At 41.3% G+C, this 22458-nt stretch carries 17 protein-coding genes; all 17 read right to left on the bottom strand.

The features are described 5' to 3' along the window. Positions 1–26: 26 nt before the first annotated feature. The gene (locus tag ACESNQ_RS05995) at positions 27–896 is read right to left on the bottom strand and encodes a PucR family transcriptional regulator (protein ID WP_371500570.1); all 870 of its coding nucleotides are present in this window, start codon (positions 894–896) and stop codon (positions 27–29) included. Positions 897–898: 2 nt separating this feature from the next. Next, the gene (locus ACESNQ_RS06000; protein ID WP_373075763.1) at positions 899–1285 is read right to left on the bottom strand and encodes a Mini-ribonuclease 3; all 387 of its coding nucleotides are present in this window, start codon (positions 1283–1285) and stop codon (positions 899–901) included. Next, positions 1278–2621 carry a cysteine--tRNA ligase gene (cysS, locus tag ACESNQ_RS06005; protein ID WP_373075764.1) on the bottom strand — a complete coding sequence of 448 codons (1344 nt, stop codon included), beginning with the start codon at positions 2619–2621 and terminating at the stop codon, positions 1278–1280. The genes ACESNQ_RS06000 and cysS overlap by 8 nt, the downstream gene beginning before the upstream one ends. Positions 2622–2643: 22 nt before the next feature. Then, positions 2644–3312, bottom strand: coding sequence for a hypothetical protein (locus tag ACESNQ_RS06010; protein WP_373075765.1), 669 nt, complete (start codon positions 3310–3312; stop codon positions 2644–2646). A 33-nt stretch (positions 3313–3345) separates the two neighbouring features. Then, complete coding sequence (cysE, locus tag ACESNQ_RS06015) at positions 3346–3963, bottom strand: serine O-acetyltransferase (protein WP_004251281.1); 618 nt, start codon at positions 3961–3963, stop codon at positions 3346–3348. Positions 3964–3977: 14 nt separating this feature from the next. Beyond that, on the bottom strand, positions 3978–6200 hold the full coding sequence (gene pnp / locus ACESNQ_RS06020; protein ID WP_373075766.1) for a polyribonucleotide nucleotidyltransferase: 2223 nt from the start codon (positions 6198–6200) through the stop codon (positions 3978–3980). A gap of 361 nt (positions 6201–6561) precedes the next feature. Beyond that, positions 6562–7422 (bottom strand): methylenetetrahydrofolate reductase [NAD(P)H], encoded by an 861-nt coding sequence (gene metF, locus ACESNQ_RS06025; RefSeq protein ID WP_373075767.1) that lies wholly within the window; start codon positions 7420–7422, stop codon positions 6562–6564. 63 nt (positions 7423–7485) lie between these two features. Continuing rightward, entirely contained in the window at positions 7486–9735 is a 2250-nt protein-coding gene (gene metE, locus ACESNQ_RS06030; RefSeq protein WP_373075768.1) for a 5-methyltetrahydropteroyltriglutamate--homocysteine S-methyltransferase, read from the bottom strand. 579 nt (positions 9736–10314) lie between these two features. Next, positions 10315–10680 (bottom strand): TIGR02328 family protein, encoded by a 366-nt coding sequence (locus ACESNQ_RS06035; RefSeq protein WP_373075769.1) that lies wholly within the window; start codon positions 10678–10680, stop codon positions 10315–10317. Then, on the bottom strand, positions 10664–11068 hold the full coding sequence (locus tag ACESNQ_RS06040) for a YbgA family protein (protein WP_373075770.1): 405 nt from the start codon (positions 11066–11068) through the stop codon (positions 10664–10666). The genes ACESNQ_RS06035 and ACESNQ_RS06040 overlap by 17 nt, the downstream gene beginning before the upstream one ends. 129 nt (positions 11069–11197) lie before the next feature. Further along, on the bottom strand, positions 11198–12283 hold the full coding sequence (locus ACESNQ_RS06045) for a HigA family addiction module antitoxin (RefSeq protein WP_373075771.1): 1086 nt from the start codon (positions 12281–12283) through the stop codon (positions 11198–11200). Further along, positions 12276–12614 (bottom strand): addiction module toxin RelE, encoded by a 339-nt coding sequence (locus ACESNQ_RS06050; protein ID WP_373075772.1) that lies wholly within the window; start codon positions 12612–12614, stop codon positions 12276–12278. The genes ACESNQ_RS06045 and ACESNQ_RS06050 overlap by 8 nt, the downstream gene beginning before the upstream one ends. A 129-nt stretch (positions 12615–12743) precedes the next feature. Further along, a complete protein-coding gene (locus ACESNQ_RS06055) occupies positions 12744–13733 on the bottom strand; it encodes a hypothetical protein (protein ID WP_373075773.1) in 990 nt (329 codons plus the stop codon). 28 nt (positions 13734–13761) lie between these two features. Further along, a complete protein-coding gene (locus ACESNQ_RS06060; protein WP_373075774.1) occupies positions 13762–14907 on the bottom strand; it encodes a restriction endonuclease subunit S in 1146 nt (381 codons plus the stop codon). Beyond that, on the bottom strand, positions 14900–16504 hold the full coding sequence (locus tag ACESNQ_RS06065) for an HsdM family class I SAM-dependent methyltransferase (protein ID WP_373075775.1): 1605 nt from the start codon (positions 16502–16504) through the stop codon (positions 14900–14902). The genes ACESNQ_RS06060 and ACESNQ_RS06065 overlap by 8 nt, the downstream gene beginning before the upstream one ends. 5 nt (positions 16505–16509) lie before the next feature. Continuing rightward, positions 16510–19566 (bottom strand): type I restriction endonuclease, encoded by a 3057-nt coding sequence (locus ACESNQ_RS06070; RefSeq protein WP_373075776.1) that lies wholly within the window; start codon positions 19564–19566, stop codon positions 16510–16512. Positions 19567–19696: 130 nt separating this feature from the next. Continuing rightward, positions 19697–22342 carry a DEAD/DEAH box helicase family protein gene (locus tag ACESNQ_RS06075; protein ID WP_373075777.1) on the bottom strand — a complete coding sequence of 882 codons (2646 nt, stop codon included), beginning with the start codon at positions 22340–22342 and terminating at the stop codon, positions 19697–19699. Between the last annotated feature and the right edge of the window lie 116 nt (positions 22343–22458).

Consider the following 22458-nt stretch of genomic DNA (forward strand, 5'->3'; position numbering starts at 1 on the left):
AAGTTCTGTGCAACTTGCACAAAACTTTAAATAATATCTGGTAAAATCAATTGATAACACAAGGTCAAATCTGTCAATTCTTTCAACTGAAGCCCTGTCAACTCTTCCCATTTATCAATCTTGTATTGGAGAGAATTGCGGTGCAAATACAGTTGTTGTGCTGTTTTAGTTAGGACTGCACTATTTTCCCATAAGGAGAGAATGATTTCCTGAATTTGATCCTGATCCAAAATCATCTGGTGGAGATAATCTTTTATCAAGCCAAGATCCACCATTTGTTCACCCATACTCCAAAGGTAAAGTTGAGAAAACGTATGGAATCCTTGGTGGCCTTGACGCCACCAGTTTTTAAATAAGTCACGTTCTGCTTTGATGAGATCTGTCAAACTCTGATTTCCTGTTTGCGACCAGACCTGCCCCAGCATGATGGACAGACGAACCCCGAAGTCATACTCTACGGCTTCCAAGGTATCCATCAAGATTGAGCGAACAGAAGTATATTTGGCCTGTTGGAGAACAAATAGGTAATCCTGAGCTCCCACCTGAAGCACTGTCTCGCAATTAGGAAAGAGGGTTCTCATCATATCCAACCAAGAAGTTAGGTTTTCCTGTTGGTAATAAGAAAGGTGACAATAGACAACTTGTAGCTTTTTAAAACTTTGCGGTGCTTGTCCCTTGCCCTCAATCAAATAGCTATACCAGGGATTGAGCGAGATCGTTTGCTCCTGCTGGGTTAAGAGAGCCACCAACTGTTTCTCACGTTCACTTAGTCCAACTTCCTCTAGTAAAATCCACTGTTGCGAGGAAACTGGTAGCGTAAGAAAACCTTCCTTATCAATTGGCTGGTCTACGATTTGAGCTTGTGGAAACCAATCTAGTAATTCTTTTGCAATCATTCCTAGCCCTCCACTTTTTGGATACACCAAGAAATCAAGGCTTCTAGGCGCTCCACATTTTCGGTCATATGAAGATAACCCATGACCGCTTCAAAACCTGTAGACATACGGTAGGTCACTACATCTGCGTTCTTTGCCTTGGTATGACTATTTGTATTGCGACCACGTTTATAGATTTCTTCTTCCTTTTCCGTTAGGACTTCTTCTTCCAGCATGAGGGAAATCAAGCGTGCCTGAGCCTTGGCCGATACATACTTGGTTGCCTCTTGGTGGAGTTTATTGGGCTTGGTCATGCCTTTTAGGATGAGGTGACGGCGAATATACATAGAATACACCGCATCTCCTTCAAAGGCTAGCGCAATCCCGTTAATGAGATTGACATCAATCACGTGTCCACCTCACTCCATCCTTGGTATCCAGTAGCTTAATTCCTTGAGCAGCCAGTTGGTCACGGATTTGGTCAGCTGTCGCAAAATCACGATTGGCACGCGCTTCTTGGCGTTTTTGAATCAAGGCTTCGATCTCTTCATCCAAAACTTCCTCGACAAAGACAATACCAAAGACCTCTAACATAGCCGTAAGAGCTTCCTTAACCGTTGCATCATAGTTGCCTGAGTTGATCCACTTGGCCATTTCAAAGACGACTGTGATACCATTTGCTGTATTGAAATCCTCATCCATAGCCGTTACAAACTTATCTTTAAAAGCTTGCAACTCCCCCGCATCTACAGTTCCAGTAAATGGTTGCTCATAAGTGTTCTTCAGATACTTGAGATTGGTCTCAGCATCACGCACAGCCTTTTCCGTAAAGTTGATAGGTTTGCGGTAATGCTGAGTCGCAAAGAAGAAACGAAGCACTTGGCCATCAATGGTCTTGAGGGCATCATGTACTGTGATGAAATTCCCCAAGGACTTAGACATCTTGACATTGTCGATATTGACAAAGCCATTGTGCATCCAGTAGTTAGCAAAGGTCTTACCTGTCTTGGCTTCTGACTGGGCAATTTCGTTGGTGTGGTGTGGAAACTCAAGGTCAGCTCCACCACCGTGAATATCGATAGTATCACCCAAAATCTCCGTTGACATAACCGAACACTCGATATGCCAACCTGGACGTCCAGGTCCCCAAGGACTTTCCCAAGAAATCTCACCTGGTTTGGCTGCTTTCCAAAGGGCAAAATCTACCGGATTTTCCTTGCGAGCTGTTTCTTCGTCTGTCCGACCTGAAGCACCTAATTCCAAGTCCTCTAGGGTTTTATTGGCTAACTTAGCATAGTTATGGGATTTTTCCACACGAAAATAGACATCCCCTTGACTCTCATAGGCATAGCCTTTTTCAATCAGGTCAGAGACAAAGCGGATGATATCATCCATAAACTCGACTACACGAGGATGACGAGTCGCAGGCTTAACACCAAGAGCCGTCACGTCTTCACGGAAGGCAGCGATGTACTTATCCGCTACTTCTTGAGGCGTGATACCTTCTTCCTTGGCACGGTTGATAATCTTATCATCCACATCCGTAAAGTTAGAAATATAGGCAACCTCATATCCACGGTACTCAAAGTAACGTCGAATGGTATCAAAAGCTACCGTCGAACGGGCATTCCCCACGTGGATATAGTTATACACGGTTGGGCCACAAACATACATCTTGACCATGCCGTCCTCGATTGGGACAAAATCTCGCAAATCACGAGACATAGTGTCATAGATTTTAATCATAATTACTCCTATATCCTACTATCTATAGAAATTTCAGCAATATATCAAAAAGTGTAGCAGCTGCACTCGCTACTTCAATAGTTCTTAAGATCGGCTCATACTTCTCTACAAAATATTCCAATTTTTGTTTATCCTGCGGAGAAGTAATGATACTGTTAATTTCGCTATCTTTGATACCATGTTGAATCAATTCTGTTTTGTAATCATTTAGCACTGACATAATCTCATTATAATAAACACTATATCTATTATCTTGATAATTATTCCCGACATAATTATTTTGAACAGGGGCATTATGGATTATACTTGTTGAATAGTTACTATATTCCTCTCTGGGTTTAATCGTAAAAACTATATAAAGAGGAGCTAATATTTCTTTGTGATTTCTCTTATACTCTAGGTCTATTCTATCTAAGATAACATACTCCAGTTTTGGATCAGCTTCATTTGTTCTCGGATCAATTGCAAAGACACTTCGCCCAGGAAAAAAATTATCAAGAATATAATCATACTTTCGTGGTTGATACTTTGTATACTCAAACAATAAACACAATTTCCCATCAATCACTTCTTTTTGACCTATAATATCGCTATAATCTGCCTCCATATCCATTTTCATTTCTTTTCGTTTAGAGTATATGTAAAAACAAATAAATAAAAAGAAAACTAAAATAATCAAAAAAATATCCATTCCGACCACTTCCCTTACTTATATAACTGTTCTCTACAACCCCGACGACCTGTGGCTGGCTTCTCTAGCATGCTCAAGTTTATTGACGTAATATTCACGTTTTTCTTCGACTTCGTGAATGGTTGGTTCATCCTTTTGCCCGTGAACACGAACAATCTTAGCAGGAATACCGACAACCGTCACATCACTAGGAACATCTGCCACAACGACCGCAGCGGCACCGACTTTGGCATTTTCACCGATTTCTACAGGTCCGATGACTTGGGCATGAGCAGAGATGAGAGCTCCTTTACGAACGGTCGGATGGCGTTTGCCACTATCCTTACCTGTCCCACCAAGAGTAACCCCATGGTAGAGAAGAACACCTTTTTCAACGATAGCTGTTTCCCCAATCACAAGTCCTGCTCCATGGTCAATAAAGACACCTGATTCGATCTGAGCACCAGGGTGAATCTCTATCTGCGTCCAAAAACGCCAAAACTGGCTGTGCATACGAGCTAAAAGCTTAAAGCCATGTTTCCAGAGAAAATGAGAGAGACGGTGGGCAGCCAAGGCTTTGACACCCGGATAGGTCAGCAAGACTTCCAAGGTAGTACGAGCCGCTGGATCATTTTCTTTTACGATATCAATGGTTTCACGCCACCATCCCATACATTTCTCCTTTCTTATTCTGAGTCTTTTGGTGTTTCTGTAGTTTCTTTCTTAGGTTTGTGGTCCTTGTGGTGGTGACGAGGACGATCGCCATGACGATGACCTTTATCCCCTTTTTCTTCTGAACGTTCAGGTTTTGGCGGACGTGGCAAGAGTGCCTTCATAGAAGCATCTACACGACCTTTTTCATCGATCTTAATAACCTTCACATCGACAAAATCACCAATTTGAACTAAATCTTCTACATTATTAGTACGAGTCCAAGCCATTTCAGAGATGTGTACGAGGGCATCTGTCTTATCAAAGAGGTTGACAAAGGCACCAAATTTCTCGATACGAACAACTTTGGCATGGTAGACTTCGTCCACTTTGGCTTCACGAACCAAACCAGCAATGATTTCTTTAGCACGGTTAATGGCAGCTTGGTCGCTAGAGTAGATAGATACATTTCCTTCTTCGTCGATGTCAATCTTAACGCCTGTTTCAGCGATGATCTTATCGATGGTTTCTCCACCTTTACCGATGACAATCTTGATCTTATCCACATCAATCTTGATGGTATCAATTTTCGGAGCAGTTGGCGCTAATTCTGGACGCACTTCTGGAATAGTAGCTTCGATCACATCAAGGATTTCAAAACGAGCTTTCTTGGCTTGAGCAAGAGCTTCCGTCAAGATTTCAGCAGTAATCCCTTGGATCTTGATATCCATCTGAAGGGCTGTAATCCCATCACGAGTACCTGCAACCTTAAAGTCCATGTCTCCAAAGTGGTCTTCCAAACCTTGGATATCTGTCAATACTGTATAGTTGTTTCCATCTGAGATGAGACCCATAGCAATACCAGCTACTGGCGCCTTGATTGGCACACCACCAGCCATAAGGGCAAGAGTTCCGGCACAGATAGAGGCTTGAGATGAAGAACCGTTTGATTCCAAGACTTCTGCTACTAGGCGGATAGCGTATGGGAATTCTTCCAAGCTTGGCAAGACTTGAGCAAGAGCACGCTCACCAAGAGCACCGTGACCAATTTCACGACGACCTGGTGCACCGTAACGTCCAGTTTCCCCTACAGAGTATTGTGGGAAGTTATAGTGGTGCATAAAGCGTTTCTTGTACTCTGGATCCAAACCATCGATGATTTGAGTTTCACCCATTGGCGCCAAAGTCAAGATAGAAAGAGCCTGAGTTTGTCCACGAGTAAAGAGACCTGAACCGTGCACACGGGGAACGAACTCAACAACCGCATCCAAAGGACGGATTTCATCGACCTTACGACCGTCAGGACGTACCTTGTCTTCTGTGATCAAACGGCGCACTTCAGCGTGTTCCATTTGTTCCAAGATTTCAGCCACATCACGCATGATACGGTCACATTCTTCGTGGTCTGCATATTTTTCTTCATAAACAGCAGTCACTTGGTCTTTAATTGCTTGAGTTGCAGCTTCACGCGCCAATTTTTCTTCAACTTGAACAGCTTTTTGGAGGTCACTGTTGTAGGCTGCGATGATTTCAGCTTGCAAGTCAGCATCTACATGAAGCAATTCAACTTCTGCTTTTTCTTTACCAACTGCCGCAACGATTTCTTCCTGGAAGGCAATCAATTCTTTGACAGCTTCGTGTCCTTTGAGAAGAGCTTCCAACATGATTTCTTCTGACAATTCTTTGGCACCAGACTCTACCATGTTGATAGCGTGCTTAGTACCTGCTACTGTCAATTCAAGAAGCGATTGCTCTGCTTGTTCTTGAGTCGGATTGATGATGATTTGGCCATCGACGTAACCCACTTGTACCCCAGCGATTGGTCCGTCAAATGGAATATCTGAGATAGACAAGGCCAATGACGAACCAAACATGGCTGCCATTGGTGCAGATGCATTTTCATCGTAAGAAAGAACAGTATTGATGACTTGCACTTCATTACGGAAACCTTCCGCAAACATTGGACGGATTGGACGGTCGATCAAACGCGCTGTCAAAGTCGCATCTGTTGAAGGACGTCCTTCACGTTTCATAAAGCCACCAGGAAACTTCCCAGCCGCATACATTTTTTCTTCGTAGTTGACTTGAAGTGGGAAGAAATCCCCAGTTGCCATCTTCTTAGACATAACGGCAGCAGTCAAGACAGTTGACTCACCGTAACGTACCACAACAGAGCCATTTGCTTGCTTAGCAACCTGACCAGTCTCTACGATCAACTCACGACCCGCAAAAGTCGTTTGAAACACATGTTTTGTCATTTTAATCCCCTTTGGATTGATAAAATTATACGCCTTGCCTACAAAAATCAGGATACAAAGGGCGTTAAGAATCCCGTATGAAAATAGGAGATTGACGCAGTGTGCGATGCACATCAGGAAATCTATCTTTTTCACTAGGGATTTAGCCCGTGTTCAACTCCGAAAATACTTTAGGTCTGATTCTTTACCTTACATATCTTTGATATAAGATTAAGACTGCTTAAACATCGTTTATACCCTCATCTTTGTATCAAGTACGTACAGAGTCTATTTTATCATATTTTTCTTAAAAAGTACGGTCTTTTCTATAAAAAAGGAACCATTCTGCTATGAAAAGAAGAATGGTTTGCTTTTTATTATTTTAAGGTTGGTGATTGAACAAGGCATGGGTTGCTTGGTGGATGTACTGAGCAGTGTCTGCGTTGTTCATGGTGTAGAGATGCACGCCTGCTACGTCTTGCGTTACCAAGTCCACGATTTGGTCTACGGCATAGGCAAGTCCTGCTGCTCTGAGTGACTCAGGGTCATTCTCATACTTGTCCAAGATAGCCTTAAATTTACGTGGGAGATGGATATTCTCACAAGTCTTCAAGAGACGAAGAGCTTGGTTACGATTGAGGATTGGCATGATCCCTGCATGAATAGGAACATCAATCCCTGCCAAGGTACACTTGTCTTGGAAATCGTAGAATCGCTCATTGTCAAAGAATAGCTGAGTGACAAGACTTGAACAGCCTGCATCCACTTTTTTCTTGAGATTTTGAATATCTGAGATTTGGTTTGGCGAATCCGGGTGCCCTTCTGGGTAACAAGCTCCAATAATATCAAAATGCGGTGCCTGTTCATTGATAAACTCAATCAAGTCTGTGGCGTAACGGAAATCCTTCTGTGGCTCAACACCTGGAATGATATCCCCACGCAAAGCCAAGATTTTCTGAACACCAACTTTATCCAAATCCGCAATGGTCTCAGCCACCTTATCCTTAGTCAAATAGATAGCTGGCAAGTGAGCAATGGTTGGGATCTCCAAATCATTTTGGATATAGTCTGCCAAACGAACCGTCGTCTCTTTGATATTAAATTTATTATTACTAGCAGTCACACTGATGAAGTGTGGTGCCAAGCCCTGCATGTCTTTCAGGGCTGTAATAATTTTGTCATTGCCTACTGCTGGGTTTGGAGGGAAAACTTCAAATGAGAGTGACGGTGTTTGACGCGACATATGTAATAACCTTTTTCTAGTTGATTTCTTACTGATCAACCGTGTAGAGAGAACTGTCTTTTCTTACAATTTCTCACGCGCAGCTTTAGCAGCTTCTACAAGGCGGATCAAGCTTTCTTTCGTTTCTGGGATACCACGTGTTTTCAAACCACAGTCAGGGTTGATCCAAACTTTCTTGCTAGGTACTTTCGCAAGGATAGCTTCGATAGTGTGGTCGATTTCGCCTTCGTTAGGCACACGAGGTGAGTGGATATCGTAAACCCCAGGTCCAACTTCTGTTTGGAAGTTTTTCGCTTTGAGTTCGTCCAAGATTTCAAGGTTTGAACGGCTAGCTTCAAATGAGATAACGTCTGCATCCATGTTATCGATAGCTGGGATGATATCTGTAAATTCTGAGTAACACATGTGAGTGTGGATTTGTGTGTCTGGCGCTACTGTTGAGTGTACCAAGCGGAAGGCTGGAATAGCCCAGTCAAGGTAGTCTTCGTACCAGTCGCTACGACGGAGTGGCAATTTTTCACGAAGAGCAGCCTCGTCGATTTGGATGATTTTCACGCCTGCAGCTTCAAGGTCAAGAACTTCATCCTTGATAGCAAGAGCGATTTGAAGAGTAGAATCCTTGATAGAGATGTCTTCACGTGGGAATGACCAGTTAAGAATTGTAACAGGTCCAGTCAACATACCTTTAACAGGTTTGTCCGTACGGCTTTGTGCGTAGCTAGACCATTTCACAGTGATAGGGTTGAGACGAGTCACATCACCCCAGATGATTGGTGGTTTAACCCCACGCATACCGTATGATTGTACCCAACCATTCTTAGAGAAGAGGTAACCTGACAAGTTTTGACCGAAGTACTCAACCATGTCATTACGCTCGAATTCACCGTGTACAAGCACGTCAAATCCAACTTCTTCTTGCCATTTGATCCATTCGTCGATGGTTTCAGCAAGGAAAGCATCGTATTCTTCTTGAGACAATTCACCCTTACGGAAGGCCAAACGTTTAGCTCGAACTTCTTTCGTTTGAGGGAATGAACCGATGGTTGTTGTTGGAAGAGCTGGAAGTTTGAAGGCATCTTCTTGGATAGCTTCACGTTCAGCAAAGGCTGGCAAACGAGTGTAGTCTGCATCTGTCAATCCAGCGATACGAGCACGAAGTTCCGCATTTTCACCAACACGTTCAGTCGCAAAGAGTTCTTTGTTGGCTGCAAGAGCTTCTGCACCTTGACCGTTGCGGATAGCATCCAAGTCACGGATCTCATCCAATTTTTCAACTGCAAATGCAAAGTGGTTCAAGATAGCTGGTTCGAATTCTTCGTTAGCTGTTGTAAATGGCACATGAAGAAGTGAGCATGAGCTAGTCAAAACGATATTTTCAGCTGGGATTTGCTCAAGAATAGCCAAGCTCTTTTCATAGTTGTTGCGCCAGATGTTCTTACCATTGACAATACCTGCATAAAGAGTCTTGTCAGCTGGGAATCCACCTTTAACGAGTTCAAGAGTTTTCTTCCCTTCAACGAAGTCAAGACCGATCGCATCTACTGGCAATTTCACAAGGTCAGCGTAAACATCACGAACGTCACCGAAGTAAGTTTGAAGCAAGACTTCAAGACCTTTTTTATCAGCCAAGAGTTTGTTGTAGATGTTCAAGAAAAGTGCTTTTTCTTCTTCTGTCAAGTCTTTGACAAGAGCAGCTTCGTCGAGTTGGATACGAGATGCACCAAGTTCAGACAATTTTGCAAAAACATCTTGGTAAGCAACTACTAAGCTATCTACGAAGTCTTCTGTTTTCACTCCTTCTTCAAAGTCTGATAATTGAAGGAAAGTGAATGGACCTACAAGAACAGGACGAGTGTTAAGTCCAAGCTCTTTAGCTTCTTGGAACTCATCGAAAATCTTGTGACCAGCCAATTTAACTTGAGTGTCTTTTTCAAATTTAGGCACGATGTAGTGGTAGTTTGTGTTAAACCATTTCTTCATTGGAAGAGCACGAACATCCCCTTTTTCTCCTTGGTAACCACGTCCCAAAGCAAAGTAACGCTCAAGGTCAGACAAGTCCAAGTTTTGAACTGAAGCAGGTACCACGTTGAAAAGGAAAGCTGCATCTAGGAAGTTGTCATAGTGAGAAAAGTCATTTGATGGGATTTCAGTGATGCCTTTTTCTTTGACAATGTTCCAGTGTTTAGCACGCAAGTCTTTTGCGGCTGCAAGTAGTTCTTCTTCTGAGATTTCTTTTCTAAAGTATTTTTCAGTTGTAAATTTTAATTCGCGGAATTCACCCAAACGAGGGAAACCGATAATTGTAGTTGACATGTTTTGTCCTCCAAAAATTGTTGTTGAAACTATCTTAACAGAAAAGAAAGCGTCTGTATAATTGTAAAAAATTAGGCTTTGATATAGTTTGAAACTATATCGTTTTTCAAAGAACAAAAAAAGATTTGGAGAAGATTCCCCAAATCCTTTGATAGACAATGATTAACAGATTTTCAAGATAGCCCTGTTCATAGTCAAACTTGAGTAAACAGATAGTTGACTATGGTTTGGTATTAGAAAAGACTATAGGTCTATTTTTATTTTTGTATTTTGATATTTCCCTTAGAAAGTGCGGACGGGAGCAAATTACTTCGTAATTTCATCCCTAATTTTTGAGCCAGAGTGTCTCAAAAATCCCGTTCTAGATAATAAAAAATTATTATCTAGAATACCACTATAGCGGGAAATATCCACTAAAAGCTCACTTCGTTCGCCCTTGTCCTTTAAATAGAATACAAAACTTATTAAAAGTAAATCCAAATACTTATAAAAGAAGACCTTAGAATCATTCTAAAGGTCTCATTTTAATTATTCGAAAAAATTACGAAAAGAGTTATAAAGTGGAGCTAATCCTGACTCTTACTCCAGCTCTATCCCCTTCTCTCGGAGATTAGCCAGACACTCCTCATAGTAGGCAGCGTCATGCTCGCTATAGATAGGACTTTTCAACTTCTCCTCTGCTAAGTCTTCATAGGAAGGACAGGTCTTGCCACGGTAGTTCTTGTCTAGCCACTCTGGACTGACATTGTAGCCACGGTCAGCCATCTCCTCCATGATCAAGCGATGATAGGCATAGAGACGATAGGGCGAGTGGGTAAAGACATAGTCAACCGTCGCATGCTTTCTGCCCCAGCCATTGCCACGCAGAGCGCAACACTCTCGATGTTGCCCCAAGAGCTGCGGACGTGGAAGTTGTGGAATCAAAGCCTCATGCCAAAGTCTCATGGGAGTCTCCTTTCAGCAGGGTAGAATCTTGCAGATAAGCATTTGGGTAACGCTCAAGCAAGTCTCGAGTCCTAGCAATCAAGTCTTCCTTGGAAGCTTGACCAAAGCGATAGCGATCCAGTAAGAGCATATAGTCCTTGCGCTCATCAGGACTGGCTTGCTTTTTAAAATAGCCCCAAATATGCTGAAAGGCATTGCAAACCTGACCTCTGTGTTCTGGAATCTGGCAGGCACGGTCAATCATCTCCTGAACCTGACTTAGCTCAACCACTTCTTGCTTGAGATACTGGCGAATATCCTTGTAAATATTGCTGGAATGGCTCAAAACAAGGTATTTATTTTCCGCCCAGAGTTGCTGACAAAGGGCACGTTGGTTGTTATTTTCCATATTTCTCCTAACTTTCTACTAGTTCCCAGGAAATACGGAAACAAAGTTGTATTTTTAAAAAGAGCGAATTAATGACTTCACATGACTGACTGTATGAATCTTTTTTCTTCTTCTAAAATTTCCTGACACTTAGGAAACAAAGTAATAATTCTCTTTTAGTTCTCGGAAACGGTCAAAACCTAGAATCCCCTCATTTTGTAATCTGCCTAAAACAACGCTAGGATGAATATCGATTTCCTCCGCAAAACATATGATATCCGTCTTATCAAAGTTTCCTTTTCCTACAAAAGCTTGATAATCTTCTGGTCTAATCAAGAAATCTTTTGCAAACTGGTCTGCCTGTTCCTCAGAACAAAGATAGGACTCACTGTTTCCTTCATCAGATGAAAAATCATTCTCCAGAATGTGCCCAATCTCATGAAAGAGTGAGAACCAGAAAATGTCTGACGCTTTGTTTCGATCCGTCAGTAAAAGCAAGGCACTACCATTACTGAACTTTTTAGTAGCTCCATTCAAATTGGCATTTGGCAAAGCAGGTAGACCGACTAAAACAACACCACAGTCTAATAAGATATCGTACAAGCGTTGAGGAAAGGCTTCTGGGTCCTGTCTGGTCAACTCTCTCAAAGCAGGTAAACATCTCTCTAGCTTTCTACGATTGAGTTTGGTAGTTGTTACATCACGCGCTTTTTTAGATGCCAACTCCAGCATGATATTAGAGTTCACGATACTCTTATCCGTAAAATCTTTGGTATTGCGATAACTCACTAGATGGTTAAAGTTCAAGAGCTTTTCTAAACTAGAAATCCCTAGAATCTTGCGAAGCTCGATAATCTTTTCCTTTAAACTATATCGTTTGTTTGGAACATAGCCTTCTGCCTTAAAATACTTGAAATCAATCATCTCGCAGATTTCTTTCTCACTACCTTCTTCTAACTCTTTTTGTTCTACAATCTCAGCCACTTTTACATCGTAAGCATTTTGAAGATTGAGCCAAGTTTGCATGGAAACTCCGCTTAGCTTAGCTAACTTATGAGCCGTATCTTTACTAATGGACTCCTCAGCATTGACCAACTTGCTGACAGTCTTTGCTGAAACTCCTAAGCGCTCCGCAAACTCTTTCTGCGTTACGTTATAATCTTCAATCAACTCTTCAACATACTGACCTGGATGAAAAGCAATCAGGTCTTTGTATTCAACAATTTTATTACTCATAGTGATTGCTGACCTCCTCTATTTTTAAGATTTCGATTTCAACAGGACTAGAAAAGACCTTTTCTTGATCCTCTTCACTAAAACCGACAATCAAACGATAGGAACTCTTTCGACCATCTATATCTAAAGCAAACTGTCCCTGTCTCTTTCCCTTGAGTTGGTGAAAGTGATATTTAGGAAAAGCTGTCACACTGGCCAAAGAATCTGCTGCTTCCAAAAAAGTAATCAACTGATGCAACTTTACAGCAACCTTATCCGAGAAATCCTTTTTCGCCTGTCTCAGCTCTGTGCACTGCTTTTCAACAGTTTTGTTTGTATAGATAAGCTTCATAAATCCCTTTCTATTAAATTAAATTACCTTTTAGGTAATTTAATTATACCATCTTTAGAAAACAAAAACCAGCCAAAAGTTGTTTTGGCTGGAATTTATTAATCAGAAATTTTTGTTTTTAACTTAAATTTATTCAACCCTTCCTCTTGAAACAGTTGACGCCACTGAAATTGCACCTTTAATTGATCTAGATTGTCTTTCTCCAAATGTTATTATCTCATCCAACATACTTTTAAATTCTTCTTTTTGTATATTTTTTGGCACCTTTAACTTAATTTTTATTGCAGTACCTGGGAAGATAAGTGAGTTTGGCAAGTAATTTACTTTCTTTTTAGTAGCTATTGCTCCTTTAGAAATTATTGCAAATTCTCCTTGTAACTTTTTACACAATTCTGTAACTATGTATAGTCCATATCCTGAGTTCAAATAGTCCTTTTCTTCATTTTCTCTTAAATGAGATGTTTCTGTAATACCACTAGTTACACCTGGTTTCAAAGCTAATTTTAACGCTTCAATATCGTCTTTGATATCTCTTTCACCCTTAAAATTCAAACTTTCTTTAAACCCTATACCATAATCAATAAGTGCGAATTCTGCTTCAATGTACTCACCATGATCCCAACGTTGGGAACAATGCCAAGCATCAAAACTGTGAGAATGCTCTGGAATATTTCTAATCATTTCAGAAATAATGTAAAAGAAAACTGACTCAACATTGTCATGACCACATGAAAGAACTTGAGATATTTTTCTAGATATGTTTTCGACAATATTATCTGAACCTCGATAATAATCAATTAAATAAGAGTTAAATATCGGAGTATAATTTCCACTATAATTAATATTTCTATCGTCAAAATTAGTATTATGCTCAGCAAAATAAAAGAAATTATTATTTTTAGCATATCCTAATGATTTTTTTCCATTATCACGAATTTCACTAACTACTGTATACTCATGTTTATAAAGAAATGACGAAATCAATAATCCTATAAATGGGGTTAAAAATTTCAAATCATATATCATCCGAACATCCTTTATATTCATATCTAAAGATAGTAGATCTACAATATAATCCTTATATTTAAAATCTGGTTTATTAATATTCAAATCCTGCATTTATACTCTCCCAATTATTTTCATTTATCTACTCCACCTTCACCTGTCCATTCATCAGCATGGGCAAAAGCCAATCACGCAGTTGGGTGAGTTCTTGGTTTTCAAAAATATTGTTCTTAATCTTTTCGTAAATAACATTTGCTTGTGTTTCAAATTTTGACGATACTTCTTTATCAGGAACTATAACAGTTTTCTCTTTTAGAAATTTGAAATGTCTAGCATATCCATAATTTGATAAATCAAAATCTTCAATCATGTGATAAAGTAATACATTTGAAATATTCTCATTATTTGAAATTAAGACTTGAGTGCCATCAGCTCCTCTAGCATAATCAAAATTTATATATTTTACTACTCTAGTGTGATCACCAAATATTACATGCCCATCTTGAGGTTGTAGCAAGGCTTTTTCATTATTCGTAAAACCTGCTATATATTTTTGACTCTGATCGATAACAGGTATTTCCCCAATAAATTCAATCGAATTATTTTCAATCTTTTCAGCTTTAGTAACTTTATCTAATAAGTTACCAACACTCTCCACTCCCCACCCCTCTGGGATTTCGCGTTTGAGTTCTGGGTGATAGACCATCTTTCCACCTGATGATTTGTAGGGTTTGCCATTCTGGTCTGGGAAATCAAACTGCACAAACCAGTAATCATAGAGAGTCTTAGCCATAGCTTCCAACTCTTGGTTGATTTGGTTGTTGATTTGGATTTTTTGGTCAATACTCTTAAGTAATTTACCAATTTTTATTTGTTCATCAATTTCTAAATTTGGGATAACAAAATCCATGATTTGGCTCTTATCTCCACGAGGCATTTTTGTGCCTTTCGAGCCCTTCATTACATATTCAAAGAATGAATCTTGAGTCAAAGCATAGTATAAAAAATTATTGTCAATCACATCATTAGGACGAACTACTAAAACATCAGATGATGCCCCTCCATCAATGTCAGCTTGCCAAATTTTCTTTAAATAAGGACGTATATTTGCTATCAAAATATCATTTTTTTTGAATCTTGTTACTTTTTGAGTGGGTAACTTTTCTGCTATTACTCTTCCTTTTTTATTTTGTAATAAATTATCTGTTGTAATATATTCCGAAATATCAATACTATCAACAGAAATCTTTTCCGTTACATAACATGATACATTAGATAACTTACTCATACTTCAACCCCTTCATTTGCTCTTTAATCTCCTGCTCCAATGCATGTGATTGCTGGAAGAGGTCTGAGAGTTTGTCTTGAAAGGCGGTCATCTTGGCTTCAAACTCTTCTACTGTGATATCTACATAGTCAATCTTGATGTCAAAGTATTGACCAGCGCTGAGAGAATAGTTTTTCTCCTTGATGTCCTCATAAGAGACAGTGACTGAAAAGTCCTCGACGGCTTCTTTCTTGATAAATGTCTCGACAATCTTCTGCTCTTCCTCAGGAGACAGCACAGTCTTTTGGTTCTTGCCTTCCTTGACCTTGGTTCCGAGGTTTGAGGCATCAATGAGGACGACATCGCCCTTATTCTTCTTATCGATAAAGAGGATAGAAACACTTGTGGGAGTATTCGCAAAGATATTGGACGGCATGGAAACGACACCAGCCAGCATTTGATTATCCACCAAGTGTTGGCGGATAGTCTTATCGATCCCTGACTGGGCCGTGATAAATCCTGTCGGTAAGACAACAGCCGCTTGACCATCTGGTTTCAAGGAGTAGATGATATGCTGAACAAAGAGCTCGTAAATCGCCATCTTGTCCTTAGACTTGGCCGGAACCTTTGGAACTCCCGCAAAGAAACGCTCGCTAGCTTCTGGCAAGGTCTCCACTTGGTCACGCCACTCTGAAAAGTCCAGCTTGAAAGGAGGGTTAGACACAATATAGTCCATCTTTTCAGGATGACGGTTAGCTATGATGGTATTCCCCTGTACGATATTATGGATGGAGTGTTGCAGTCCATTCAAGATCAGATTGAGACGGAGAAGGTTGGATGATTTTTGCGAGATATCCTGACTATAGACAGTGGTCTTGTCCACGCCAATACGACTAGCCAGGTTCATAAGCAAGGTGCCCGAACCAGCTGACGGGTCATAGATGCGCACGTTTTGAGGTTTATCATCCCCCACCAAGATATCTGCGATAATCTTAGCAACAGAGTGAGGCGTGTAATACTCGGCATACTTGCCACCACCGTCTTTGTTGTAGTCCTTGATCATGTACTCAAAGAGAGTTGAAAAAAAGTCAAAGCCTTGTGAAAAGATAGTTTCATCAAACTTAACTCGTGCAAGGAGATTGATGATAGCCTTTGCGACCTCGTTCCGTTTACTGCTATCTGAGATAGTATCAGTAATCAAACGTTCATCAAAGAGACGAATAGCCGTATCTCCATCCGTATGTACTGAGAAGATATCGTTATTATCAATAGCAATTTGGTTGAGAGTATTCTCAAAAATCTCATAGAAAGTCGCTTCATTTTGCTGACGGTGAAGGGTTTCGATCAACTGGTCTGGCTTGAGCCAAGCCGTACTGGTACCGATGAATTTTAGAAGCCAAGTATAATCCTCTTCGCTCATATCCATTAGTTTTTCATAATTATTTGATCCGTCAATAGCTTTTGCCTGATATAAAAAGTTATCGTTTAAAAACTTATAGAGGAAAGATTGGGTAAGAAGTTTATATTCAGCTGCGTCTCCACCTAATCCAACATGCGTAAAAACAGCCTTCAAATCATCTACTAAGTCTTTAATTTGAGATTTAAATGTTTCACTCATAAAAGTTAATACTCCCGTTCATATTCTTCAAACAATGATTCAACCACACGATCAACATCTTGCATTGATAATCTTTTATCAGATTGACTATCCAAGACTCCATGTGTGATTTCTTCTTCAATCAATCTTTTTAAATATCCTTCATTTTCTAATATTCCTTGGTTTTGACCTATTTTATGATCTAGTCTGACTTTAGAATCTTTGATGACATAGTAAATTGCAAGAAACTCACTGACCGTCGTTGAGTTGGTCACGTGCTTGTAGGAACGAGCTGCCATTTCATCTCCGTTAAAGTTCATGGTTAGACGTCTCATACGAGTATGATAGTTTTCCACGGACTTAAAGAGTTCCTCATAGTCTTTTTGGGTTTCTTTGATGTTCTCCATAGAATAGCCTTCTTGAGCATAAATTACGTGTTTTTGCATGATGCGCTTGAATTCTTCATAGAGAGAAACCCACTCAGGATCCTTTTCATCTATCTGTTTATTAATCTCGCCACTAACACGACGTCTCCAATCTTCTAGATCGTTGGCTGCTAGACGGAGTTCTTCTTCTGCAATCTTGACAAAGCTAAAGCTAGTCTCAGACATAGCTAAATTCAAGATTATCTGACTAGAAAAGTCATCTGTTTTATCTATCAGAGACAATGTCAGCATCCGTCTAGAGAGGATATTGAGCAAGGTAGTAATCTGGGCGATGTCAATCTGCTGGAAAAGGTGTTCGTAACCAAGAAGACGAGCAACATTGTAGTATCGCTTGGCGGACTCCAAGGCTTTTCGTAGATCAATCAACTGCTTCCTATCCTTGATATCGTTGATGGCTTGTGAGAAGTACTCTAGATTGTCCGTTGGATAGTCGATGAGGATATGCTCAATCTTTCTCAACTCCTGAGAAATTTCATCTGCTGATACAAAGAGCGAACCAAAAATATCCTCACCATTTTCGCCTGTCAGGGTCGAATCATACTCTTGATTGAGCTCTTCCAGATAGGCACGATTGGTCTTGTCAAACTCCTCGGAAATATCCGCAAAATCGATGACATAGCCAAAGAGGTAATCCTTGTAGGGACGATTGACACGGGTTAGTGTTTGTAAAAGGTTGTGAGCCTTGATCTTGCGCCCTAGATAAAGGCGCTTGAGCCGAGGTGCATCAAAACCTGTCAAGAGCATGGAGTAGACGATAATCAGGTCAATCTTTCCTTCCTTGTAGGCGTCTACCTTGTCCTTCTTCTCTTCCTTGTCTCCCTCATCATGGAGGATGAGAGCTGAGGTCAACTTGGTTGAGCCAGCTTGACGACGTTCTTCCAATTGCTTTTCAAGCTCACGCGCTTGCTTGGACGAGTCACAAACGATCATGCCACCTATGGTCTGGTCATCAAATACCAAATCACGCGCACGATTGAAGTCCTCGATGATAAAGTCTAGCATAGGCTCCACATAGTGAGGATGGGCAAAGATATCTTCCTTAGACAGGTCACCTCGTTGGATTTCTTCGTTGATGGATCTGAGATTGTCCTTATAGGAGGTCTCGATGTCCTCTCGCATCAGGCGTAGGGTAAAGCCGTCATCGATAGACTGGTTGTAGTAATATTTGTGGATATAGTCCCCAAAGATATCACGCGTGGTCGCATGACTTTCCTTGGTCTTGCCATCTTTCTTGTATGTGATCAAGGGGGTTCCAGTCAAGGCAATCTTAATGGCCATGGTATCTGCCTGATAAAGATTTGGCAGGTAGGAACCTCGTTCATTGTAAGAACGGTGGGCTTCATCGATAAAGTAGATATTTTGACGATTGAGATCATATCCAGAGCGGTCTGTCAGATTTGAATCATCCTTAAACTTCTGGATATTGACCACAGCGACATCATAGCCGTCTTGTTTTTGATTGAGCTCTTGAGGGTTGTTGATGCGTTTAACCTTGAGACCTCGTTTGGTAAATTCCTTAAAGGCTTGGTCTGCCAAGTCCAGACGATCGACGACAAAGTAAAACTGAGGAACGATTCCCTCTTTTGAGAAATAGTTGGTTAGATAGCGCATATTGAAGAAAGCCAAGGCAGTCTTACCTGAACCTTGGGTATGCCAGATAACCCCTTTCTTGACACCTTTTGCAATTGTTTCTTCGATAGCACGTGTCGCAAAATACTGAGGATAGCGCATGACGTGCTTCTGCAACTGCATCTGACCGTCCTTACTCTCTTCTTCTACATAGACAAGACCAAAACGAAGCATAAAGAGCAAGCGTGCCTTCTGGTACAAAGAAGACAGGAAGGCATTGCAAGGTGTATCAGGGTTTAGATTTGTTGTAAACTCTGGCTGAGATTTGAGGGCAAAGCGCTTCATGTCTTCTAGGACAAAGTCGATTTGGTCCTCGGTTAGAGGGGAAAGGGAATGAAGGAAATCTTCTACTCTTTCTTCCTTGAAGGCATTAAATTTAGTTTTTGAATAGGCGTTTGAACCGTAATAAGAACCCTGTTTTTGCTGACCTTGTCCACTGATATACGCTAAGTTATCAGATAAGGATATCAACTGGGTGATATTGTTAAAACGACGGAACTTACGGTTTTCAAAACGGTATCTGGTTCTGTCCTGCTCTGACTGAATTCCAGTCTTGCCATCACGAATCGCATTGGGCTGTTTGACTTCGATATAAGAAAGAGGCAGACCATTGACAAAAATAACGATATCCGGACGAAATTCATCCTGACCATTTTGGCAAGTAACTTCAAGTGCCAGATGGAAGGTATTGACTTCAGGATGTTCCCAGTCAATATAAATGGCATCTTCCTGACCTTGCAAGCGTCTATAGAAAGAACGTCCCAAATCGTTTTGATCTAGTTCCAACTTGATATTGGCTAGTTCTCTTTCAAAGTCATCTTCTGTCAAGTAGTTGTTAAATTTTAAAAATTGCTCCTTAAAAACAGATACAAGGATGTTGGTATCTGGATCTCTTTCTGCAATCTCCTTCCCATTTCGAGGAAGATAGGTATAGCCCATACGCATGAGATGCAGAGCTGCTGGGATTTGTACCCTGGTTAGTTCAGAAAAATCTTTTCTCTTTGCCATAAAACTTCCTTTTGCTAGTCAGAACTGTCTATTTTTACTAACAATATCTTTCAGACTATCTCTCCAATTTATCGAATTCTTAATTATCTATTATTATATCATATTCCTAGAAGAAAACGCTCACTTCCTTCTATTTCAAAGCACTTTTGACCTTTTTCTTGGTGATGATGCGGTCGTTTTTGTTGGCTAGGGATTTGAGTCTGGCTTCGAGTAGGATTTTTCGGCCTGCTTCGTTGCGGGTGTAGACGAGTTGGTAATTGCCAATGTGTGGTGCGACGGCATTTAGGAAGAGCTGGGCATCTTCCTTGCGTTTTTCAAAGAGGCTAGGCACTACGAAATACTTGGACTGACCGGCTGGTGCTTTTTTAGCGACTAAGAGGTAGCGTTGATTGTCCACTGGCGCAAAGAATTCTCCTAAGGCCTTGGAAAAAAGTTCCTTGTCTCGCATACTGCCACCTTTTAGATAGGCAAAGACATGAAAGCTGTCCTTGTCCTCATCGACCTGCACGCGCGACTGGTCATCAGACAAATTCCCGGCAGTCACCATGGCTTTGCGAATAGCTTCACCGATCTGGCGCAAGCGTTTATAAGGACTCTTGTAGCTGTAGTAGCGAAAGGCTGTGATAGCTAGGAAGAGGACACAAAGAGCTGTCAACCATGGCAAGGCAAATAAGGTTAGTCTAAAGACATAGGTCAGGAGACTAATGGCAAATACCATCAGAGCATAGCGAAGCCACTTTTCAGCATCCGCTAGAGCAAGCAGAGGGATTCGTTTACTGTCGGTCGCAACTTCATTGACAATCTCAATCTTGTCAGCAACAATGAGAGATTCCTGCCATTTTTTACGAAGGGAGGCACGATCCTTGGATAGTTCCATGATCTTCTCGTTGTACTCTTCGAGTTTCTTTTTCTTAAATGGGAACTCAGGAAAGTTTAAGCGGTCCAGACCTGTTTCGATGGTATCTTCCTTATAGGACAAGCCAAGGAAATGGTCCATACGGCGGGCAAGGGTCTGCAGGTCCTGATATGGATTGAGGTCTAGTTCCTCTTGATCCTCCTTAGAAAAGGTTGGATTTTTATACGGTTTGATGGCTACTAGGTGCCAGATATTACTAGTCTTATCTGGATGTCCTGGCCAGATACGGATGGCACGGCCCCGCATTTGATTACTCAGCATAAAGCTTCCGACAAAACTTCCGAGGATGAGAGAGTTGACGCAAGGGGCATCCCATCCTTCTCCCAAGAGAGACTTGGTTCCGACCAAGACCTGGATAGAACCACGTTGGAAGAGCTCGGTCACAGCTGCGACCATCCCCTTAAAGCTGGATGGAAAGCCTACTTGGAGATAGGACTCTTGGTCGAGTTTTCCAATGACAGAGAAGCTTAAGCTAGTGTTTGGAATGAGTGCTTGAAGTTCTGCCTTGACACTGGCAGGTATGATCACGACACTACCAGAAAGGACTGCTATAGGGACAGACAAGCCTTGCTTCTGCGCACTTCTGCGAATGGTTTCAAAGTATGGGAGGACGCCTAATTGCGTGATTGGTGCTTGGTCATCTCCCAGATAACTGGCAAAATCCTTACGGATATAGTCCGCTAAGACCAACTGTCTCAAGCCCTGACCTAGACTGGCATATTCGGTCTCAAAGATAGATGCAATCCCAGCTAGTTTTCCTAGAGATTGGTTGAGAATTTGGTCATTGGCCTTGGATTTGACCAAGAAAACCTGACGTTTTTCAATCAGTCCTCTCGATTTCAGTTCTGCTTCTATTCTTTTCTTTGTCTCCTGCGGATCCTCATACCAGTCAGGAGTCTGATAGAGAAGGCCTTGCAAGAGAACTTCTAACCAATAGTAATTAAGGGCAGGCAAGCCTTCAGCTCCTAGTAAATCTCGTAGATACTTGGGAATTTCCAGCTTTTGAGCTTGTAGATAAATGAGGAGCGCTGAGAGATACTTAGGATCTTCGAGGAGCATATCCGCAGAAATTTCCCCTTTTAGAACCTTGGAACTCCGAATCAACTCTTGGAAGTCAGGATCAACGACTAGTTGGCTGACATACTGCCACTTGGTATCCTCAAACTCTTCCAAGCGCTTGTCCTCTTCCTTAGTCGGAAAACAGATATAGACAAAGTCCTGATGAGGGCAAAGAGTGTCTTCCTTGACCAGTTCTGGCACCGTGATTTCTTGGTCAATCTCGCCACACATCTGGAGATAGCGATCCCAGAGTTCTGGCTCACTGTCATAAGGCGGTGTCGCAGTGAGAGAGATGACTTGCAGTTGCGGATAGTTTTTACGGAAATCTTCTAGACTTTTCCACCATTCATTTCTCAAGTGATGGCATTCGTCCAGGCAGAGGGTTTCGACACCTTTTTCCTTGAGTTTGGCAAGCAGGTCAAAGCCTACAAAATCCTCAACCTCGCCGTTATCTTCTTGAGATTGTACCTGTTGCATAGCGCTGTGAAAGGCTTGATAGGTGGCAATGGTGATTTGCTTCATGTCCTTGAGATTTTGAGAAACGAGACTTGCGACCTGGTCCTCATCCTCTAAAAAAGCCTGACGAATCCTGTCCACCCATTGTTCCCGAATGGTAACAGTCGGTACCAAAACCAGGGCTGGTTTATCAAAACGGGCAATCAACTCGATACCAATGGTTGTTTTCCCAGAACCTGGTGCTGCCACCAAGTGGACATGCCCATCTGCTTGGTATTCCTGAAAGTTGTCCAAGACCTGTTTTTGGTAGTTGCGCCAAGTGCCATTAAACTTCAATCTTAACATGATTTCCCTCATTCTAAGCTGTCATTTTCTTATTCCCATTTTACCATACTTGAGGCAAAGTCACACGAAGCATCCCATATAGTCTTTCTCCTCAAAATATGATATAGTAGAATCAT

Origin of the sequence: Streptococcus infantis (assembly GCF_964243025.1) — a bacterium.
Taxonomy (GTDB): domain Bacteria; phylum Bacillota; class Bacilli; order Lactobacillales; family Streptococcaceae; genus Streptococcus; species Streptococcus infantis_N.